This is a genomic window from Williamsia sp. 1135, from assembly GCF_002095395.1.
In the GTDB taxonomy this organism is placed as follows: Bacteria; Actinomycetota; Actinomycetes; order Mycobacteriales; family Mycobacteriaceae; genus Williamsia.
This window is the reverse complement of sequence record NZ_MJEI01000072.1, coordinates 1-18914: the sequence shown is the minus strand read 5'-3', so window position 1 is coordinate 18914 and position 18914 is coordinate 1. Positions and strand designations below refer to the sequence as shown.

Below are 18914 nucleotides of genomic sequence, written 5' to 3'. Positions count from 1 at the left end.
GGCGTGCCGATGGCCAAAAGGAAGGACGGCGATGTCTACGTACGACACTTCAGCAGGAGCAGACCTCGTCCAGAAGCTGACCGAGGCCGACTGCTGGGAACTACTGCGGCAGGAGCAACTCGGACGACTTGTTGTCACAGTCGGCGACCGTATCGACATCTTCCCGATCAACTACCTCATCGATGCGCATCGGGTGCTGTTCCGCACCGCCGAGGGCACAAAACTCGTCGAATTGACCATCGACGATCGGGTTGTCTTCGAAGTCGACCACGTCGACGACGAATCCGGATGGAGCGTGGTCATACACGGCACTGCCCGTACCCTGAGGACCTCCGCGGAGATCGCTGTCGCCGACGCCCTCGAGCTACGTTCTTGGGTGCCGACAACGAAGTACAACACTGTCGAGATCCAACCCGGCGAAGTGAACGGCCGGTACGTGCGTTTCGGCGAAGAACCTGAGCGTTGACCGAGCAAGGCGCTGAGGATCGCGAATGATTGTCGATCGCGCCTGCACCAGCACAAAATGCTCGCGCCCCGACTGTTCGCGAAGGAGTCACTCCGAGGCCGCGGCAGCCGTAATGACACTTGGTTCGAGTGCGGCCGCCTTTGCCGCGGCTGTGGCCGTCATCAGCGGTGGGACATACGTCGGCGAAGAGATCGAACGTCGAATGCCGTGGGAGAGTCCAGTCGTTCTCGGTGTGTTTCTGGCGATCATTGTCGGCGTACCGATGGCCCGGGCAACCTACGATCTTCTTTTCCGCACCGATCAGGCGGCCGGCACCACCCTGATGGCGGGAGCATTGCTCCTCGGATGGGTCGTCATACAGATGACCCACATCCACGCAGTCCACCCTCTGCTGGTGGTACCAGCGGCTATCGGGGTCACCCTGGTTGTCGCCGGTCTGTACTTCGCACATCAGGTTTCGGACGACTCTCTCGAGCTTCAGAAGTCATTCCTATACAACGTGAGGATCGAAGATGAATGATAATCGTGACCAGCTCCCTGTGGTCGTCGGAGTCGATGGCTCGGAGGCGGCCCTGGGCGCGTGCAGATGGGGGGCGACGTTGGCCGCGGCTCGCGGTGCTCCGCTGCACCTTGTCCACGCGATTCCGCCCTTCCCTTGGTTCTCTCCGACCGCATTGGCGTTGAGTTCCGAAAACTTGGATAAAGAGTTGCACCAAGTCGGGAACGCACAACTCGACGAAGCTGAAGCAGTGGTGCGGGAAGAGCGTGTATCGCTACCGGTGAGCCGATTGCTGGTCGAAGGTCCGGTTCCTGACGTGCTCGCCGACCGGTCCGAACACGCCCAGGCAGTCGTGCTGGGTGCGCATTGGAGTGGTCCTGCAGGGGACATGCTGTTGGGCCGTCAAACAATTCGGGTGATCAACCGCGCCAGATGTCCCGTGGTGGCGTGGCGCAGGGAGCCGTTCGCCGCAGCAGACGGTGCCCGGCCCATCGTGGTGGGTGTCGATGAGTCCGACTACGCCACCAGGGCCGCGCACCACGCGTTCTCCTACGCTGACACGCTGCACGTACCGCTGGTCATCGCCCACTTCTGGAGTATGTACGCTGCGGTCGGGCTTGGCTACGCCGCGGCGTTCGTCGACTGGGACGCGATTCAGCGCGAGAAACAACAATGGATCGACGCCCTGATCGCGCCGCTGGCAAAGGAGTATCCCGCCGTGACCGTGCACCGGGTGTGCGCCGACTCGACACCGGCAAGAGGTCTGGTTGGACTGTCGAAAACCGCACAGATGGTGGTGGTCGGGTCCCGCGGTCGCGGGCAATTCGTGGGTGCTGTTCTGGGTTCTGTCAGCCAGAACCTCGTACACCACGCTGACTGCTCTGTTCTCGTTGTGCCCTAGTCAGGGTCGGTCGAAGGTGGGTGGTCCGCTATGCGGACGTTGGAGCTGAGCGAACTCCGCTACGTCCGCGATAGCCACCAAGGCGTCGAACAGTTTGTCGCCCTGCGTCTTAATGGGAATCGCGGTGAGAACGGGGCCGAAGAAGCATCGTCCGTTCAGGCAGGTGATGGGGCTGCCCCCGGTGCTGCCGAGTTTGTCCTGGCTTTCCTGATGTGCGACCCGCACGGCGCTGTCGTACAACGTACTGGTCATCTCGTTGGCAAGGTGGGGGTCCAGGCCGCTGTCGGCTAGGGCGGCTTCGACTGCGGCCGTGGTGACGGGTTCACCTTGATCATGGATGCGGTTCCCCAGTGCGGTATAGAGCGGTCCGATGACAACGTCGCCGTGTTCATGGTGCGCGGCGGCAAGGACTCGGCCCAATTGTCGGGACACGTCCATGTGGTGTTGCTGTTGGTCGGTGAGGTCGGTAGCTCGTTCGTTCAGGACAGCGAGACTCATTTGCCGCCAACCTATGTCCGTTGTTCGCCGTTGTCCCGTGTCGATCAGCCAGCGTGAGGCTGCCCAAGCGAACGGACATGCTGGGTCGAAGTAGAATTCAACTGCGGTCATGATGTCGTACTCCTCTGTGGCGCCGGGTCACGGCGTCGCCTGGGTTCGATCCGGTTACGAGTTCGTGAGCGCGGTAATCGCGGCCGTCAGCTTTGCCGTTGCCTCGTCGGCAATGGGGGCGAGCCCGGATTCGCCGGAGACTTGCACCATGAGGTTCGGGTTCATGGCTTCGACGATGGTCAATGCTGGATCAGCGGGGTCGGAGCGGACAACCACGTTGCAGGGCAACAGGAGCCCGATCTGGCGTTGCACGCCCAGTGCCCGGTGCGCCAGCACAGGGTTGCAGGCGCCAAGGATCAGATAGTTCTCCATGTCTTTGTCGAGTTTGGTTTTCAACGTCTCGGTGACATTGATTTCGGTGAGAACACCGAACCCTTGGTCAGCCAACACGGCCCGGGTCTTTTCGACCGTGTCCTTGAACGGGCTGTTCACCACTGTGGAGATGGACAATGTCATGATCGGATCTTCCTTTCATCAGGGTGTAAATCGCGCGGAAGTCAGTGCAGTTCGTCCTGGTAGGGCAAGCCCAGGCGGTGCATGAGTTTGCTGGCGGGACACCACCCTACGACGCTGTAGAACAGCAGATTCACGGCCACGAAGGCCGTCAACAGCAGCCACCACTGCGAGAGCGTGATTGCCAGCACAAGACTCGACGACACCACGATCCCGGCCATCAGGGGAACGGCTCGTTCCACGGTCCAGTTCGGGGCGGTCGTATGAGTGTTCATCGATTCTGGTCCTCCGGTTCAGTATGCGACTGTGATCAGTGAGAGAAGCTGACCGTGGGCAGGATTCGCTGTAGCCAGGTCGGTGACCACCACGCGGCTCGGCCGGTCAATCGAAGCAGCGCGGGAAGCAGCATGAGACGGATCAAGACAGCGTCCAGCAGAACAGCGACGCCGAGGATGATGCCCATCTCCTTGGGCGGCAACGGTTCTGCGAGCGCGAATGTGAAGAACACCGCCACCATCACCGCCGCAGCGGCGAAGATGATCCGACCGGAGTGCGCCATGCCGTCGATCTGTGCCCTTTCGGGATCACCGGTTCTTTCAAAGTGTTCTTTCGCGGTGGCGAGCAGGAAGACTGTGTAGTCCATTGCGATCGCAAAGATCATCGCGAAGAAGAACACCGGGCCCCAGCCGTCCAGAAATCCCTGGGGTGTGAAGCCGAGCAGATCTGACAGATAGCCGTCTTGGAAGATCAACTTCGCCACCCCGAATGCTGCGGCGGTTGACAACAGGCTGACAACGGTGCCGATGAGTGCGATCAGCGGCGCCTGCAATGCCACCAGCAGCAGGACGAATCCCAGGACCAAGATCACCGTCACGATCACCGGAAAATACGAGTTGAGTGCCTGTTGCAGATCGAGGTTCTCTGCCGGCGCCCCGCCGACGATCGTTCCCTGGGGAACTGCCGCACGGAGTTCGTCCACAATCGTGGCCAGCCGCGCATCGGATGGATCCACCGACGGCAGTCCCTGGAACATCACATAACCCGCGCCGTCGGATGCCGGCACCGGTGGGGTGACCATCTCGATCCCGGAGGTCGCCGAGGCCGAGGCTGCTACCTGTTGAGCGTCGGCGGCCGGGGCGATGATCTGCAACATTCCCGGAGCACCTTCACCCATTTGTTCTTGCACCAGCTCATAACCCTGGCGCACCGGCGCGTCCTCGGGGACCACCTCGATGGACGGCATGGCCACCTTGAGCCCGAGCACCGGGATCGCAAGCGCGATCAGCACCGCCATCGATCCGAGCGCGAACGGCCAAGGATGCTTGTGCAGCGTCTGTCCCCAGGAGTCGAACAGAGGTGAATGGTGTCTCTGCCGCTTGGCGTACGGCAACGATGCAGCATTCACCTTCGGTCCCAGCGCTCCCAATGCCGCCGGCAACAAGGTCACAGTGGCGGCCAAGACGAATACGACCGCGAGCATGATGCCGATGGCCATGGTCCGCACCGCGGGAGCGGGCACTATGAGGACAGCAGACAGGCTCACCAACACGGTGATGCCCGACAACATGACCGCCTTGCCTGCAGTGCCCATGGTTTCAGCGACCGCGGCGATCATATCGGTGCGGTCTTCGATTGCATCGCGGAACCGCGAAACGACGAACAGTGCATAGTCGATACCCAGGGCGAGGGCGAACATCATCGCGAAGTTCATGGCCCACACCGAAATCGGTGTCACCTGATTCAGCAGGACCAGACCGCCTGCCGAGGCAACCAATCCTGCAATCGTCAACAACAGGGGAAGACCGGCCGCCACGAGTGACCCAAACGCCAACACCATGATGGCAAGCGTCACCGGCCAGGAGAACAACTCCGCCTTGATCATTGCATCGTGATTGGCTTTGTTGAAGTCGCTCCACAGGGCCGACGCCCCTGTTGGATACACCTCGATCCCGTCGCCGGACAACCCGGTCAGTTCAGCTTTGACGTCATCGACAGCGCGAACCATGTCGTCGGTGTTGGCATCAGCACCCGCGATGAGTATGCCGGTATGGCCATCGCGACTGATCGTCATACCTGGCTGCGGCGCCACGACGTCACCGAATCGAGAGTCGCCGGCGAAGATCGCTGTGACCTCGGCCAGCGTCTGCTGCATTCGAGGATCTTGGACACGGAGAGCGTCGGAGTGGACCACCACCTGAACGGCCGCCGACGAATTGCCACCAAAATGCTGCTGCGCCAATTCACGAACCTGTACCGACTCCGAACCGTTGGCCTGCCAGCCTGCGCCCGCCAGCGAAGAGAACACCGACGGCGCCGCCGCACCCAGCCCGATCAGCAGCAAGAACCAGACGCCGAAAACCAGCCTTGAGTGTGCAGCCATCGTTGCGCCCCATCGCCCGAGGGCGCTGGGTGGAGCCCCCGACGGGGACCGTGGGTGACTGTCGGTGGATGTGGTGGTCGCCATGATGCTGACTGCTCCTCGCAGAGGTCCCATATACCCCCGGGGGTACTTGACCCGACCCACGATACCCCATAGGGCATTGCCGTCAAGTGCGCTTCGTCGTCGACCCCGAGTACCCCCTGGGGTACCCTTTCAAGAAGCGATAAGAGTGAAGGGACCACTACCGTGACCGGTGACGAAGAATCAATGACCGCGGTGCTCAATCGCTTGCGGCGAGCACAGGGACAGCTGGCCGGGGTCATCGCCATGATCGAGGCCGGCCGGGACTGTAAGGATGTGGTCACCCAACTCGCCGCCGTGTCCCGTGCGCTTGACCGCGCCGGCTTCAAGATCGTTGCCTCGGGTATGCGGCAGTGCATCAACGGTGCCGACGGTGACCAAGCACCGTTGACCGAAGCCGAACTGGAGAAGCTGTTTCTGGCGCTGGCGTAACCGACGTCCGCATCGGCTCGCTTCCCCGCCACATACTCCATGGAGTACCCCACCACGGCCGCGATCCGGGCACCGCAGCCGTAAGTCATCAATGAACAGGCCCTCTGTCACATGCGACGCGCGTGCATCGACCATCAAATCGACGACGGCGCAACCCGGTGACCAAGGTCCTCTCTCGGTGTCCGGTCGGCACTTGTTCGAGTAGCAGACGATTCGCGACGATTCTCCCGTAGCGCACTGACATCCGATCAGTGGCCCTTCGGGACAAAGGATCTCAAGATGGCTCTGAAAGAATCGGCGCCCGGTGCCGGCACTCCTCCGGGCGGCCCCGTGGACAAAAACGTTCGGCTCGGCCTGGTGACGTCAACAGCACTCATCGTTGGCAGCATCATCGGCGTCGGTGTCTTCAGCCTCCCCTACGCTCTATCCGGTTATGGTCCGATCAGCCTGGTTGCCATGGGCCTGGCCACGGTGGGCGCTCTGGCGCTGGCACTGCTCTTCGCAGCATTGACCCGACGCATCCCCGCTGAAGGAGGCCCCTACGCCTACGCGCGTGCGGCGTTCGGCAATGCGGTCGGCTTCGGCAACGCCTGGACGTATTGGATCACCGCATGGGCCGGTAATGCTGCAATTGCCGTCGGCTGGGTCTACTACGTCGAACATTTCATCAACAAGGGCGGCTCGACCGGGTGGTCCATCGTCATCGCCCTGGTCGGGTTGTGGGTACCCGCAGCCGTCAACCTCACGGGCCTGAAGAATGTCGGCAGCTTCCAGGTCGTCACCACCGTCCTCAAGTTCCTGCCCTTGCTCTTGGTGGCGACTGTCGGCCTGTTCTTCGTCAAGAGCGCCAACTTCACCCCGTGGAACGTCAGCGGCGACTCCACGTGGTCGGCGATCGGTGGCGCGATGGCCATCTGTCTGTTCAGCTATCTGGGCGTCGAGACCGCGGCGGTCGCCGCCGGCCAAGTGCGCAACCCGGAACGCAATGTTCCGCGTGCGACCATCCTGGGCACCTCGGCCAGCGCGCTCGTGTACCTGCTGTCGATGGTCGCCATCTTCGGCATGATCTCGACGCAAGACCTCTCGCTCGACGCGAACAAGGCGTCGTATTCAGTTGCAGCCGATCATATGTTCGGTGGCGGGTGGGCCGGTAACCTCGTGGCGATCGCCGTCATCATCTCCGGACTCGGCGCCTTGACCGGATGGACTCTCATCTGCGCCGAAATGCCGCGGGCGGCCGCACACGACGGCCTATTCCCTGAACGTTTCGCCCGCGAATCACGGCGGAAGGTGCCGGCGTTCGGCATCGTCTCCTCGACAGTGCTCGCCTCAGTTGCTGTCGTCATCAGCTTCATGGGCGCCAGCGGGGCAACCGTGTTCACCACGCTGGTCTTGATGAGCGGCATCACCGCAGCAGTCCCCTACGCCTTCTCGGCTCTGGCACAGATCGTCTGGACCGTACGCGATCGGGGAACCACTCAGAACCGGCAGCAACGCAGTCGCACCCTCCGCGACATGCTGGTGGCAGTGATTGCCCTGGTCTTCTCCGGCGCGTTCATCTACTACTCCCGCAACACCGGAGCCGACTGGTACGTCGTCTGGGGCCCCTTCTTGATGACCGCCGGCGCCCTCGCACTCGGCGTCCCTGTCTACGCCTTGCAACGCAAGCACATGCTCCCGCCCATCCCTCTCGCCTCGACATCCGACGATTCCGCGAAATAACCCGCAGCACAAGAGACAGGACGGCACTACCGTGAACAAACTTCATGTTGATTCCGAGGTCGGCGTTCTCCGCGAGGCCATCGTGCACTCCCCTGGACCCGAGCTCGACCGCCTGACCCCCGACAATGTCGACAGCCTGCTGTTCGACGACATCATGTGGGCACAACGTGCCCGCGAAGAGCACGCTGCATTCGCAACTGTGTTGCGCGAGCACGGGACCGTGGTTCACGAATACGGTGATCTGCTGGCCGAGGCTCTCGATGTCATCGGCGCCCGCGATTTTCTGGCCGAGCGACTGGTCACCGAGAATCGGTTCGGTCCCTCTCTGGAGGGCCCTCTGCAGGCGCTGATCGAAGCGACCCCTGCTCGCGAGTTGACCGATCTGTTGATCGGCGGCGTGACCAAACGTGAGTTGCTGCCGCTGGTCAGCATCTCGAGCTTGCTGTGGGAATATCTCGCCGACGACGACTTCGTATTGGCTCCCCTACCGAATCATCTTTTCCAGCGCGACAACTCGGCATGGATGTACGACGGAGTCAGCGTGAATCCGATGGCGAAGACTGCGCGCAAGCGCGAAACGCTGAACTCGCGTCTCATCTACACGTTCCATCCACGCTTCACCGGGTCCGAGTTCACCTTTCTCTACGGCAATGACTCCTTACCGCACGAACCGGCCACCATCGAAGGCGGCGACATCACCGTCATCGGCAATGGCGCGGTGATGATCGGAATGGGGGAACGCAGCAGCCCACAAGGCGTCGAGATCCTCAGCGAGCGTCTCTTCGAGACGGGGATTGCCGAGAAGGTGATCGTGGTCGAGTTGCCGAAGACGCGAGCATTCATGCATCTCGACACCGCGATGACGATGATCGACCGAGACACTTTCTGCGTCTATCCGTTCCTGCCCGAACAGCTCCGCTCATTCACTCTCACCGCCACCGGGTCTTCGGGTGGGTACAAGGTGGAGGAAAACGACGATCTGTTCACCGTGGTCGCCGAGACACTCTAGCTCGAACGAGTTCGGGTGCTGCGCACCCCGATCGACAGAAGTGGGGCCGCACGCGAACAGTGGGACGACGGCAACAATTTTCTTGCGCTCTCACCTGGGGTCATCGTCGGCTACGAACGCAACACCACCACGAACGCCTACTTGACCGACAACGGAATCGAGGTCATCGGAATCGCCGGGTCCGAACTCGGACGCGGTCGAGGGGGGCCTCGGTGCATGACCTGCCCCATCGTTCGCGACGCGGTGTCGTCATGACCGCCGCAGCAGCAGTCACCACCGATCTCTCCGGGAGGTCATTTCTGAAGGAATCGGACTTCAGTGTGCCGGAATGGATGTCACTGCTCGACCTTGCGCGCGATCTCAAGACGGATAAACGCACCGGGCTCGAACAGCAGCACCTCGCCGGCCGGAACATCGCCCTGATCTTCGAGAAGACCTCCACCCGGACCCGGTGCGCATTCGAGGTCGCCGCGTACGATCAGGGAGCGCACGTCACTTATCTGGACCCGCAGGCCTCTCAACTCGGACACAAAGAGACAGTCGCTGACACCGCCCGAGTACTCGGCCGGATGTACGACGGCATCGAGTACCGCGGGTTCGCCCAGTCCACCGTCGAGGATCTCGCAATCCACTCCGGCGTACCCGTCTTCAATGGTTTGACCGATCAATGGCATCCCACCCAATCACTCTGCGACGTACTCACGATGACCGAACATGTCGGCCCGGTCGATCGGCCCATCGTTGTCGGATATCTTGGCGACTGCCGCAACAATGTGGCCAATTCCTTGCTGGTCGCAGGCGCCATGGCCGGCATGGACGTTCGCATGATCGGCCCCAAATCGCGTTGGCCCACCACGGCAACGAGACACGTTGCCGAACAGTTCGCCACCCACACCGGAGCGAGTCTGCAGTACAGCGACGACCCACTGGGAGCTGTGACAGGCTGCGACTTCCTCTACACGGACGTATGGCTCTCGATGGGCGAGCCACAGGCATCCTGGGACGAACGAATCGACGCGCTGCTCCCGTTCCAAGTGAACGCAGAGATGATGCGCGCCACGGGAAATCCCGATGTGCGGTTCATGCACTGTCTACCAGCATTTCACAACACCGCCACCGACGATGGGGCCCGAGCGATGGCCGGTCGCGGCCTGACCGCGTTGGAGGTGACCGATGAGGTGTTCGAGTCACCTCAGTCGATTGTTTTCGATCAAGCCGAGAATCGACTGCACACCATCAAGGCCGTTCTCGTCGCAGCGTTGGGCCGCTGACATGCGGATCGTGATCGCGTTGGGCGGCAACGCCATCGCACCACGGGGGAAGCCGCTGTCCCGCGCGGCCGAGACGGCTGCCATCGAAGCTGCTGCTGCTTCGCTTGCACCGATCACCGCGCACCACGAAGTAGTGATCACCCACGGCAACGGACCCCAGGTCGGAGATTTGGCCCTGATGTCTACAGCCCAAGGCCGTGATGATCCATTCGACATCCTCGGCGCGGAGACCGAGGGTGCTCTGGGTTATGAACTCGAACGGGCACTGCGGAACACGCTCGGTATCGGGGCATCGATTGCGACACTGGTCACCCTCACCCACGTCGACGGCGGCCCCGCATTGGATCATCCCACCAAGTTCATCGGGCCCGTGTACGACGCAGATACCGCACGACAGCTCGCGGCAGAACATCATTGGACGGTACGTCCGGACGGACCGTCGTGGCGTCGGGTCGTGGCTTCGCCGGTGCCACTGCACATTCTCGAGTCCGCAGTGATCGGACAACTCTTGACCTCTGGAACCACCGTGATCTGTTGCGGCGGTGGTGGTGTGCCCGTCATGGTCGACGACGCGCACCAATTGGTCGGAGTCGAAGCCGTCGTCGACAAAGACCTGAGCAGCAGCGCGCTGGCCCGAGACCTCCATGCAGATCTCCTGATCATCGCCACCGACGTGGACGCAGTCATCGAGGGCTACGGAACGCGCCGTCCACGCCCGATCTCTCGAGCGCACCCGGCCGCACTCGAGAGGATGGACTTTCCAGCCGGCTCGATGGGACCGAAAGTGGCAGCGGCGTGCGATTTCGCCTGGGCCGGGGGAATCTCGACGATCGGCGCTCTCGCTGACCTCCCGCAACTGCTCAGCGCAGATGCCGGCACAACCATCAGCACCCAATACAGTGGTATCACCCACTCCACACCCGCTCGCATCTAGCACCACTCGTTCCAGCTGTCGTCTTCAACGTGTACGGCGCATCGAAAGTATCGTTGATCGGCGCTTTCGATCGGTTAGGGCCTACCCTGCCGCTCGTCCTTGCACCGGTCGGTGCGATAGTGAGTTTGCATTGCTAGCACCCATGGTGGGGGAAGCCGGTCGAAGTCCGGCGCTGTCCCGCAACGGTAGGCCGTCATCTGACGGTGAGCCCGATCGCCCGCATGGGGGCTTGTGACTCCGTTATGTCGTCGTGGTTTGCGAATGGGAGTCCAGTGAGGCAGCTGGTTGATCTCTGGCGTGTGCGCACGCGCCCAGGGTGACCCCTGTCGTGCTGGATCGACTCGTACACCACCTGAGCAAGATCTTGAGGTCCGATGTCGATCAGCACCCCGTCATTCCACTTGCGTACGCTCGCGCTCGTTGCACTGTCAACGGCCGCCGTCATGGCCCTGACCAGCTGCTCTCGGGGCGAGGACACCGCACCGAGCGAGACGACGGTCGCCGGGTTTGCCGAGCCGGTGTCCATCACCAACTGCGACCGGCCGGCAACCTTCGACGTCCCGCCCCAACGGATCGTGTCGATGAACGATCACGTCACCGAAACCCTGATCCAGATGGGCGTGGGCGACCGGATCGTGGGCATGGGTTATGGCGAGAAGGACAATCCGTTACCCGAGGTCGCAGAACAGTTCAAAGCCATTCCATCGTTGGCCGCGGAATACCCGACGTTCGAACAGATCAGGGATCTCGATCCAGACTTGGTTGTGGGCGGGATGCGCAGCGCATTCGACGACAAGAACGGACTGGGCCGAGACCGTCTCGAGGAGAACGGTATCGAGACCTTCCTGTTTGCCGAATACTGCACCGCCGGCTTCTCCGACATTGGCGTGCTGCGCACCGACTTCACCCAACTCGGCGACATCTTGGGAGTACCAGACGCCGCCGAAAAGCTGACGACGTCGATCACCGAGCGGCTCGATGCCGTGCGCGAACGCCTCGATGCCGCAGGCGTAGAACCCACGCGGACGTTCTTCTACGACTCCGGCGAAGACCAGCCCTTCACCGTCGGCGGCGTCGGTGTCGGCAACCTCATCGGTGATTACGCCCGCGCACAGAACATCACCCCTGAAGGACCCAAGCCGTACTTCACCACCAGCTGGGAAGTGGTCGGCGAACGCGCCCCCGAGGCCATCGTCGTTCTCGACTACGGCGACACCAACGCCGACGGCAAGATCGCCTACCTCAAGAGCCAACCGATCATGGCCACCACGCCCGCAATCCGCAACAACCGGATAGTCGTCGTACCGCTCGACGACTTCTTCGAAAGTACCCGCCTGGCAACGTCAGTGGAAGCCATCGCCCGCGGGCTACACCCCGCCGCGTTCACCACTGCCCGATAACGCCGATGAGTGTCACCACCTCCACCGCAAAAACACGAGCTACGCCCGCCCCTGCGCCCGACACCGCAGAGATCAAGACCCGAGAACGTTTGCCACTGTGGACGATCCTGGCGCCGATGCTCTGCGGGTTGGCGCTGGCCGTCGCCGGCGCCGTATCGGTGGGTACGGTCAACATCCCTTTCGGGGACGTCTGGGCCATCGTCGGCCAGCGCATCGCCCCGGGTTCGTTCGATATCTGGTGGACCGAAGCCCGCGACGCCATCGTGATCGACTCACGGCTGCCCCGGGCGTTGACCGCAGCCGTGGTGGGTGCCGCACTGGCGATCGCCGGCGCAGTCGCTCAGGCGGTAACCCGAAATCCCCTGGCGGATCCGTTCCTGCTGGGAGTGTCCTCGGGTGCGGGGTTCGGGGTGGTGCTGGTGACCGTCCTCGGGGTAGGCGGCGGCGCTCTGGGCGTCTTCACGCTGCCTGCTGCGGCATTCCTTGGCGCCTTGCTCCCCTTGGCGGGGGCCATCGCGATCAGCGTCCGAACCCAGGCGGTGACCGCGATCGTCCTGGTGGGGGTGGCGATGTCGATGGTCTTCTCTGCCCTGATCACCTTCACCCTGCTCGTCATCGGCAACGACCATCAGATCGGGACCGTGATGCGCTGGCTTGCAGGAGGTTTCGGGGACGCGACCTGGACCATGCTCGCCATCCCTACGGCGGTCCTGCTCGTCGTGGGCACCGGCGTTGTGGCGTGCAGCCGCCAGCTCAACCTGCTTCTCGTCGGTGATGACGGTGCCGCTGCCCTGGGCATGAACGTGCAGCGTTTCCGCATCCTGACCTTGCTCGCCGTGTCGCTGCTGACCGCCGCGGCAGTCGCAGTCTCGGGCACCATCGGGTTCATCGGATTGTTGATACCCCATGCCGCCGGCTACCTGGTAGGCCGAAACTCCGCCCGATTGATTCCTGTCGCTGCCGTGTCCGGCGCCCTGGCGCTCGTCGTCGCCGACATCATCGCCCGAGCAGTCCTCAACTCCACCGAGTTACCTGTCGGTGTGGTCACCGGTCTCATCGGCGCCCCACTGTTTCTGGTGATGCTGTGGCACCGATACGGAAAACCACAGTGAACCGGCTTCGCGCCCACACGGTGCACGCACGACTGGGCCAACGAACCGTTCTACGTGGCGTCGACCTCGAGGTCGCACCCGGGCAAGTACTGGCGTTGGTCGGGCCCAACGGCAGCGGCAAAACAACGCTGCTGCGCACCTGCTACCGAGCCCTGGCCGTCCACGCCGGTTCCATCACACTCGGCGACAACAACATCAGCACCCTGCACCGGCGAGATCTGGCGCGCACCATTGGAGCCAGTGTTCAAGAACCGGCCTCGCTGGGGGGCCTGACCGTCCGCGAATCAGTACAGCTCGGCCGCACCCCACACCGACGGTGGCTCGAATCCTTCAACGTCCAGGACCGCTCCGTGGTCAGCGACGTCCTCAACAAAGTCGGCCTCACCGCCCTAGCAGATCGCGACCTTCTCGAACTCTCCGGCGGTGAGCGACAACGAGTCTCCATCGCCCGGGCACTGGCCCAACAACCACAGGTGTTGCTTCTGGACGAGCCGACCAACCACCTCGACCTGCGTCATCAGCTGACAATCCTGCAACTCCTCCGCGACCTGGCAGAGCAAGGAACAGCAGTCTTGGTGACCCTGCACGACCTGAGCATGGCGACCACCTACAGCGACCAGATGGCCGTCCTCGACGATGGTCTACTCGTCGCCGTCGGCACCCCGGACACCGTCCTGCAACCCGACCTGCTCGCAACAGTATTCGGAGTGAATGCGCACGTCATCTCGAACAAACGGGGGCGACGAACACTCGACATCCACGGCCTCGCTGATGTCTGACAACCACCCACCACACCGAAACGACGGTCGGCCCCTTCGCGGCACACTGCTGACCGATCCAACATGGCTCTCCGACCGCATCACCGACACCGGTCGACGGTGGGACTGTGCCAACGCGCGCATCAACGCCACCCTCTGGTGGTACTCGGCCAGCTCAACCTTCATCGCACACCCCATCGAAGCCTTACTGACGACAAGACGCGCACCGGCACCACACCTTCACCAACTTCGATTTACTCTGCGCGGCAACGGTTACCTGGCAACAACCCACTCCTCGGGGACCGTCGACGGCGCCGAACGCTACTCGCACGCGCTCGTCGGCGCGTACGCCGACATCATCACGCCCTTGGCAGCCATATCCGGTGCAGCGCCGCGTGCCCTGTGGGCCATCGCATCCGATTCGGTGGCGAACCGTGCACTCGATGCAGGCACAGCCCTCAACCGAATCCCCGACGCCTGCACGCTCGCCGCAGCGCTATGCCGCCCACCGTTCATACGCCCACGATTCACGACCACACCACCAACCACGAGTGCTGAGACATCCAGACAGCCCTCCGGCACGCCGATCATACGACGCACCTCATGCTGCCTGATCTACCAAACAACCGGCGGCGATAAATGCACGAGTTGCCCCCGACGGCCTCGGCAGCCCGTCCGATCCGGACGCCCCGCAGCAACCTGATTCACCGGCAGGCCTAGGTATCACCGCGAACGCGCAGTAACGAACATGGCTCGAACTCCAGCAAGCGCTCCGCTTCTAGTGCGCTGAGGGCGGAGCACCTCCGGAGCGGAGCACGTCAAGTGGTCAAGCCGTCGCGCATTGCTGACACGTATTGGTCCGGTGCGCTGACACACTCAGGCGTCCGCGGATAGGCCAAGAAACTCGACCACTTCCCGAGCTTCCCGCGCACCTTGGGCCCTACCTGCCGTCGCCGACGCACGTCGTGTCGAGGGATCGAGCGGGTTCACGCCGAACGCATCGACGGAGGCGTCGTCCGCGAAAGCGATATGCACCACGGAAGTCTTCAGCGCCGCGGCCTCCTCCACCAAGGTGCCACCCAGGAGAGTCGGCCCCGATCGCTTTGGCCGACTCTTGTTGGCGCGTGGCTCCCGCGACGGTGCCAGAACCACGACGTCGATGCGAGTCAAAGCTTGTTTTCGGGATCCCCGAAAGAGGTGCGATCAGACCCGTGCGCTAGCCGGCGAGGTAGCGGGGGTCGCGGGCGTAGTCCTCGTGCCGCCTTTGTAGCGCTTCGTGGACCTGGATGGGGGCGTCGTCGCCCACGAGCAGGCGAAGGCGCTGGTCACCTTCTGCCGCGACATGAGCAAGGATTGCTGACGCTGCATCTTCAGGCTTTGTTCCTTCGCCGGACTCGCCCGGCGGCCAGGGGATTTCATTGGTGCCGAACAGGTCGGTCCGCAGCGCATCGTATTCGCTTGACGGTGTGCTGAACCGCATGCTCCCGCCAGCCCAGTCAGTGTCGAGCGCGCCGGGTTCAACGAGCGTCACGCGGATGCCGAACCTTTTCACTTCCGATGCCATCGCTTCACTGAACGCCTCCAGTCCCCACTTCGAGGAGTTGTAGAGCCCCAGCATTGGCATCGTGCCCACCGCACCAACGGTGGAAACCTGCACGATGTGCCCGCCGCCTTGACCGCGCATGATCGGAACAGCAGCCTGACTCAGCCAGAGAGGTCCCAACAAGTTGGTGTCGAGGATGGCACGTACTTCGTCTTCACCGATCTCCTCGATTGCCCCGATTAGTCCGTACCCGGCGTTGTTTACCAGGACGTCCAGACCGCCAAGGCGTGCTGCGGCCAACTCCACTGCCTGCTGCGCCGCACGCCGATCGCGCACGTCGAGCGTCTGCACGTGGAGGCGGTCGTGCTCAGGTAGGGAGTGCGCGCTGCGCACGGTCGCGACAACTGAGTGGCCGGCGCGCAAAGCAGCGAGTGTGAGTGCGCGGCCCAGCCCCCGATTGGCCCCGGTGATCATCCATGTCTGCGGTTCGCTCATGCCAGCCACCTTAGCCGAAAATGGACGTTCCGTCTCGTTTCTAAGTAGAGTGCGGCTATGGCGACGTCCCGAACCCGCAGCAAGGTATTTGAAGCGGTGTTATCTCTTACCCGCGACAACCGGGTCGGAGCCATAACCATGGAGGGGATAGCCGCGCGCGCGAGCGTCAGCAAGCAGACCCTCTACCGAACGTGGCCATCTACCGGAGCGGTTCTATTTGACGCCTTGCTGTCTCGGAGCACAAACGCGGCTGGGGTTGTCGCAGTACCCAATACCGGTAAGTTGGCAGCAGATTTGGAGACGCTGGCGGCTGCGACCATCGCAGAGTTGACCGATCCCACCCAAGAACCCTTACTTCGGGCGGTCACAGCCGAGATACAGGCAGATGAGAATCTCGCCGCGCAATATCGCGATCTACTCTTTCGCCCGCAATTCAGTGGCATCTCAGATCGACTACGGGAAGGGAACGTATCTGATCCCGATGCCGTCACTGAGGTATTCATAGGCCCCATCTTTCATCGATGGCTGCTCCGTACCGGGCCATTCGACGCCGCATGGGTAGCAGGTCACGTCGCTCTTACGCTGCGCGCTGCGTCCTGAAATACACGCTTTGCCAGAGCAATTCGCGCCGACAGTGTGAATGTACGATCCTGGGTTTCCCGACCACACTCCGGTCAACCGATGTTTGACCCGGACGTGGACCTGTGCGTAATCGAAGACGTGCACTCCAAACGGGCATTGGGCTGTGCGGTGGCCGACCACATGCGCGCTGACCTGGTGACCGATGCGGTTGATATGACCGCACGAACCCGCCACAGTTACGTACACCAGACCGAATTGCCTGCGCCGGTTCACAGTTGATTCAACTCCCCATCGACTACGAGATCTCACAGTCCCGAACGTAGCGGGAAGTAGGCATTGCCGGTCAAGACGTCGTAGACGGCATGCTGAGAACTGTGGGCACGGTCGGGCGAGTGATGTCGATCCGCGTGACGAGCCGGTCCTTGGTGGCGATGTCGATGATTGCGATGAGGTGTCCCCCCGGCGCTATGGCGAAAGCGTGACGACCATCGACCATGATGGCTGTGCTGGCACGGATGCGTTCGGCGAAGAGTCGGGTTTCTTCTGCCACTGCGACGGCTCCGGATACGACGGCTTGCGCGCCGTCGGGGATGAGGGCTGCATCTGCATGCCGCGCACAGTCAGGGGCCATCAGAGATAGCATGCGGCCGAGATCGCCACCCGCCGCCGCAGACAGAAACGCATCAACCACAGCGTCTTCTGCGGCCGAAACCGTGTCACGACCCGCTGGCGGTGGATCGATTCGCTGACGCGCTCTGCTGGCATGCTTTTTCGCCGCCGCCACACTAACGCCGAGAACCTCCGCGACCCGGCCGAACGGAATGTCGAACAGGTCATGCAGCACGTAGTACTACAGCCGTAGATAGGGTTCATTGTTGTTGTGACCTGCGTTGATAGTGGTGTTGTCGGGCTCGGTATTGGTGTTTTCGTCGCCAGAGTGACCAGCGGAGGGGGTCAGCGATGGCATGCAGTGGTGTGAGGACGAGGATCGTGAAGAGTTTGCGGAACTCGTTGACCGACAACCGGATCAGTCCAGGTTCTGAGGGTTGGGCCAGGCGTTCAGTGGCGGTATGCACGGCCAGGAAGGCGTGCGCAGCCATGACCAAGGTAATCCAGCGGTGCCAGGACGTCCACGTCCGCACTTGATGCTGATCCAGACCGGTCAGGCCTTTGCCGCTCTGGAACGATTCCTCGACCGTCCACCGCCGCCCGGCGACTCGGACGTACTGGTTCAGCGGCACCGGTGCCGGGCTGTAGCAGCGATAGAAGGCGAGCTCGCCGGAGCTATCGTTGCGCCGCACCAACACGTGACAGAGGCCAACATCGGGACGCTCGGTGGTCGCGATCAAGGCCCAGGAGTACCAGCGGTGTCCTTTGCTACCGGCGCCGGCAGACATCTTGTGCCAGGACCGCGGCGGTAGATTCTCAGCAAGGGCATCGACCCGGATCTTCCCGGCGGCTGTGGGGACCTGCCGATTGCATCCGACGGCCAGGACGTAGCCGATCTGTCTGTTGTGCAACGCTTTTCGTAGGTTCGGGTCTGCGCCGTACACTTCATCGCCAGCGACCCACGAGGCCGGAACGTCGGCGTCGAGGGCCGCCTCGACCAGCGTGGTTGCCAGGGCTGGTTTGGTAGCGAACTCGACCGTGTCAGGGACCCCGGCCTTGGTCCTTCGCTGCGGGTCGGTGGCCCAGGTGTGCTGCGGCAGGTACAGCGCTCGGTCGATCAGGGTGTGTCCGCGAGCGGCGGCGTAGGTCAGGTAGACCGCGACCTGACAGTTCTCCGTGCGTCCGGCGGTTCCGGTGTACTGGCGTTGTACCCCAACGGTGTTGGTGCCCTTCTTCAAGTCGCCGGTCTCATCAACGACAAGCACCGCATCAGGGTCGGCCAGGTGGTCGATGACATAGCTGCGAACGTCATCGCGGACCAGATCAGCGTCCCATTTAGCGCGGGACAGCAAGTGCTGCAGTCGGTCAGGGGTGCCATGGCCCGATAGTTCGGCGATAGTCCAGCAGTTCTTGGAACCTATATCGGCCAGCAAACCCAGCACCAGCGCACCGGCGTTGCGTCGTGCTTCGACCCGCGCGAACCGCGACGAGAACGACTCCAACAACCCATCCAGGCCCGCATGCCACCGCTCATGGTCTACCCTCAGTGCTGCGGTTGCCGCAGCTGATCTGGATGTCTTCACAAACTCGAGATCATGCCGCGGCAACCGCGCCTACCAGCGCAAACACGCCGAAACTACCTATCTACGGCTGTAGTA

General features: G+C 62.6%; 18 protein-coding genes, 3 pseudogenes and 1 riboswitch. Of the genes and pseudogenes, 12 read left to right on the top strand and 9 right to left on the bottom strand.

Features of this window, described 5'->3' with window-relative positions; translation table 11 throughout:
* The first annotated feature begins 31 nt into the window (after positions 1 to 31).
* From BFL43_RS06110 to BFL43_RS06100, 3 genes are all read left to right on the top strand, one after another.
* A complete protein-coding gene (locus BFL43_RS06110; RefSeq protein WP_084891703.1) occupies positions 32 to 466 on the top strand; it encodes a pyridoxamine 5'-phosphate oxidase family protein in 435 nt (144 codons plus the stop codon).
* A 112-nt stretch (positions 467 to 578) separates the two neighbouring features.
* Entirely contained in the window at positions 579 to 986 is a 408-nt protein-coding gene (locus tag BFL43_RS06105; RefSeq protein WP_084891702.1) for a hypothetical protein, read from the top strand.
* Positions 979 to 1866 (top strand): universal stress protein, encoded by an 888-nt coding sequence (locus tag BFL43_RS06100; protein WP_084891701.1) that lies wholly within the window; start codon positions 979 to 981, stop codon positions 1864 to 1866. The genes BFL43_RS06105 and BFL43_RS06100 overlap by 8 nt, the downstream gene beginning before the upstream one ends.
* On the opposite strand, the gene BFL43_RS06095 is transcribed toward BFL43_RS06100, so the two are convergent.
* Genes BFL43_RS06095 through BFL43_RS06080 form a run of 4 tightly spaced genes read right to left on the bottom strand, consistent with a single transcriptional unit; the run spans position 1867 to position 5308 of the window.
* The gene (locus tag BFL43_RS06095; RefSeq protein WP_084891700.1) at positions 1867 to 2475 is read right to left on the bottom strand and encodes a DsbA family protein; all 609 of its coding nucleotides are present in this window, start codon (positions 2473 to 2475) and stop codon (positions 1867 to 1869) included. It abuts the gene before it with no gap.
* Positions 2476 to 2529: 54 nt separating this feature from the next.
* Positions 2530 to 2931, bottom strand: a complete 402-nt coding sequence (locus tag BFL43_RS06090; RefSeq protein ID WP_084891699.1) for a DUF302 domain-containing protein — start codon at positions 2929 to 2931, stop codon at positions 2530 to 2532.
* A gap of 41 nt (positions 2932 to 2972) precedes the next feature.
* The gene (locus BFL43_RS06085) at positions 2973 to 3203 is read right to left on the bottom strand and encodes a DUF2892 domain-containing protein (protein WP_084891698.1); all 231 of its coding nucleotides are present in this window, start codon (positions 3201 to 3203) and stop codon (positions 2973 to 2975) included.
* Positions 3204 to 3238: 35 nt separating this feature from the next.
* Positions 3239 to 5308, bottom strand: coding sequence for an MMPL family transporter (locus tag BFL43_RS06080; RefSeq protein WP_143695133.1), 2070 nt, complete (start codon positions 5306 to 5308; stop codon positions 3239 to 3241).
* Between the two features lie 246 nt (positions 5309 to 5554).
* On the opposite strand from BFL43_RS06080, the gene BFL43_RS06075 reads away from it, so the two are divergent.
* The 8 genes and pseudogenes from BFL43_RS06075 (at position 5555) to BFL43_RS06040 (ending at position 14048) form a co-directional block, all read left to right on the top strand.
* Positions 5555 to 5821, top strand: a complete 267-nt coding sequence (locus BFL43_RS06075; protein ID WP_084835907.1) for a metal-sensitive transcriptional regulator — start codon at positions 5555 to 5557, stop codon at positions 5819 to 5821.
* A 279-nt stretch (positions 5822 to 6100) separates the two neighbouring features.
* Positions 6101 to 7543: an amino acid permease gene (locus tag BFL43_RS06070; protein ID WP_084891697.1), complete on the top strand. Its 1443-nt coding sequence runs from the start codon at positions 6101 to 6103 to the stop codon at positions 7541 to 7543.
* A 31-nt stretch (positions 7544 to 7574) separates the two neighbouring features.
* Positions 7575 to 8807: pseudogene (locus BFL43_RS06065) on the top strand (arginine deiminase).
* Entirely contained in the window at positions 8804 to 9823 is a 1020-nt protein-coding gene (argF, locus tag BFL43_RS06060) for an ornithine carbamoyltransferase (RefSeq protein ID WP_084891696.1), read from the top strand. Before BFL43_RS06065 ends, argF begins: the two are co-directional and overlap by 4 nt.
* Before the next feature lies 1 nt (position 9824).
* Positions 9825 to 10757: a carbamate kinase gene (locus tag BFL43_RS06055; protein ID WP_084891695.1), complete on the top strand. Its 933-nt coding sequence runs from the start codon at positions 9825 to 9827 to the stop codon at positions 10755 to 10757.
* A gap of 108 nt (positions 10758 to 10865) precedes the next feature.
* A riboswitch (cobalamin riboswitch) is annotated at positions 10866 to 10997 on the top strand.
* Between the two features lie 134 nt (positions 10998 to 11131).
* Positions 11132 to 12157, top strand: coding sequence for an ABC transporter substrate-binding protein (locus BFL43_RS06050; RefSeq protein WP_084891694.1), 1026 nt, complete (start codon positions 11132 to 11134; stop codon positions 12155 to 12157).
* A gap of 116 nt (positions 12158 to 12273) precedes the next feature.
* On the top strand, positions 12274 to 13269 hold the full coding sequence (locus BFL43_RS06045) for an iron ABC transporter permease (RefSeq protein WP_240498100.1): 996 nt from the start codon (positions 12274 to 12276) through the stop codon (positions 13267 to 13269).
* Positions 13266 to 14048, top strand: a complete 783-nt coding sequence (locus BFL43_RS06040) for an ABC transporter ATP-binding protein (protein ID WP_143695132.1) — start codon at positions 13266 to 13268, stop codon at positions 14046 to 14048. The genes BFL43_RS06045 and BFL43_RS06040 overlap by 4 nt, the downstream gene beginning before the upstream one ends.
* Before the next feature lie 855 nt (positions 14049 to 14903).
* Here the strand turns inward: BFL43_RS06040 and BFL43_RS29375 are convergent.
* Together BFL43_RS29375 and BFL43_RS06025 are read right to left on the bottom strand one after the other, a co-directional pair.
* Positions 14904 to 15050, bottom strand: a pseudogene (locus BFL43_RS29375) (patatin-like phospholipase family protein); the annotation flags it as partial.
* Positions 15051 to 15243: 193 nt separating this feature from the next.
* Entirely contained in the window at positions 15244 to 16065 is an 822-nt protein-coding gene (locus BFL43_RS06025; RefSeq protein ID WP_206186621.1) for an SDR family NAD(P)-dependent oxidoreductase, read from the bottom strand.
* 57 nt (positions 16066 to 16122) lie between these two features.
* Between BFL43_RS06025 and BFL43_RS06020 the strand changes: the two genes are divergently transcribed.
* Positions 16123 to 16665 carry a TetR/AcrR family transcriptional regulator gene (locus BFL43_RS06020; RefSeq protein WP_084891689.1) on the top strand — a complete coding sequence of 181 codons (543 nt, stop codon included), beginning with the start codon at positions 16123 to 16125 and terminating at the stop codon, positions 16663 to 16665.
* Positions 16666 to 16990: 325 nt separating this feature from the next.
* On the opposite strand, the gene BFL43_RS28430 is transcribed toward BFL43_RS06020, so the two are convergent.
* The 3 genes and pseudogenes from BFL43_RS28430 to BFL43_RS06005 form a co-directional block, all read right to left on the bottom strand.
* On the bottom strand, positions 16991 to 17278 hold the full coding sequence (locus BFL43_RS28430) for a hypothetical protein (protein ID WP_143695131.1): 288 nt from the start codon (positions 17276 to 17278) through the stop codon (positions 16991 to 16993).
* A 120-nt stretch (positions 17279 to 17398) separates the two neighbouring features.
* Positions 17399 to 17491: pseudogene (locus BFL43_RS29860) on the bottom strand (RNA polymerase subunit sigma-70); the annotation flags it as partial.
* Positions 17492 to 17516: 25 nt separating this feature from the next.
* Positions 17517 to 18758 (bottom strand): IS701 family transposase, encoded by a 1242-nt coding sequence (locus BFL43_RS06005; RefSeq protein ID WP_084889687.1) that lies wholly within the window; start codon positions 18756 to 18758, stop codon positions 17517 to 17519.
* Between the last annotated feature and the right edge of the window lie 156 nt (positions 18759 to 18914).

What these genes read in the sequence shown, in the direction of transcription:
- BFL43_RS06020 (WP_084891689.1), top strand. Translation starts at nt 16,123, where the DNA reads ATGGCGACGTCCCGAACCCGCAGCAAGGTATTTGAAGCGGTGTTATCT.
- BFL43_RS06095 (WP_084891700.1), bottom strand. Translation starts at nt 2,475, where the DNA reads ATGACCGCAGTTGAATTCTACTTCGACCCAGCATGTCCGTTCGCTTGG.
- argF (WP_084891696.1), top strand. Translation starts at nt 8,804, where the DNA reads ATGACCGCCGCAGCAGCAGTCACCACCGATCTCTCCGGGAGGTCATTT.
- BFL43_RS06055 (WP_084891695.1), top strand. Translation starts at nt 9,825, where the DNA reads ATGCGGATCGTGATCGCGTTGGGCGGCAACGCCATCGCACCACGGGGG.
- BFL43_RS06100 (WP_084891701.1), top strand. Translation starts at nt 979, where the DNA reads ATGAATGATAATCGTGACCAGCTCCCTGTGGTCGTCGGAGTCGATGGC.
- BFL43_RS28430 (WP_143695131.1), bottom strand. Translation starts at nt 17,278, where the DNA reads ATGGCCCCTGACTGTGCGCGGCATGCAGATGCAGCCCTCATCCCCGAC.
- BFL43_RS06110 (WP_084891703.1), top strand. Translation starts at nt 32, where the DNA reads ATGTCTACGTACGACACTTCAGCAGGAGCAGACCTCGTCCAGAAGCTG.
- BFL43_RS06105 (WP_084891702.1), top strand. Translation starts at nt 579, where the DNA reads ATGACACTTGGTTCGAGTGCGGCCGCCTTTGCCGCGGCTGTGGCCGTC.
- BFL43_RS06045 (WP_240498100.1), top strand. Translation starts at nt 12,274, where the DNA reads ATGCTCTGCGGGTTGGCGCTGGCCGTCGCCGGCGCCGTATCGGTGGGT.
- BFL43_RS06080 (WP_143695133.1), bottom strand. Translation starts at nt 5,308, where the DNA reads ATGGCTGCACACTCAAGGCTGGTTTTCGGCGTCTGGTTCTTGCTGCTG.
- BFL43_RS06090 (WP_084891699.1), bottom strand. Translation starts at nt 2,931, where the DNA reads ATGACATTGTCCATCTCCACAGTGGTGAACAGCCCGTTCAAGGACACG.
- BFL43_RS06085 (WP_084891698.1), bottom strand. Translation starts at nt 3,203, where the DNA reads ATGAACACTCATACGACCGCCCCGAACTGGACCGTGGAACGAGCCGTT.
- BFL43_RS06025 (WP_206186621.1), bottom strand. Translation starts at nt 16,065, where the DNA reads ATGAGCGAACCGCAGACATGGATGATCACCGGGGCCAATCGGGGGCTG.
- BFL43_RS06070 (WP_084891697.1), top strand. Translation starts at nt 6,101, where the DNA reads ATGGCTCTGAAAGAATCGGCGCCCGGTGCCGGCACTCCTCCGGGCGGC.
- BFL43_RS06050 (WP_084891694.1), top strand. Translation starts at nt 11,132, where the DNA reads ATGTCGATCAGCACCCCGTCATTCCACTTGCGTACGCTCGCGCTCGTT.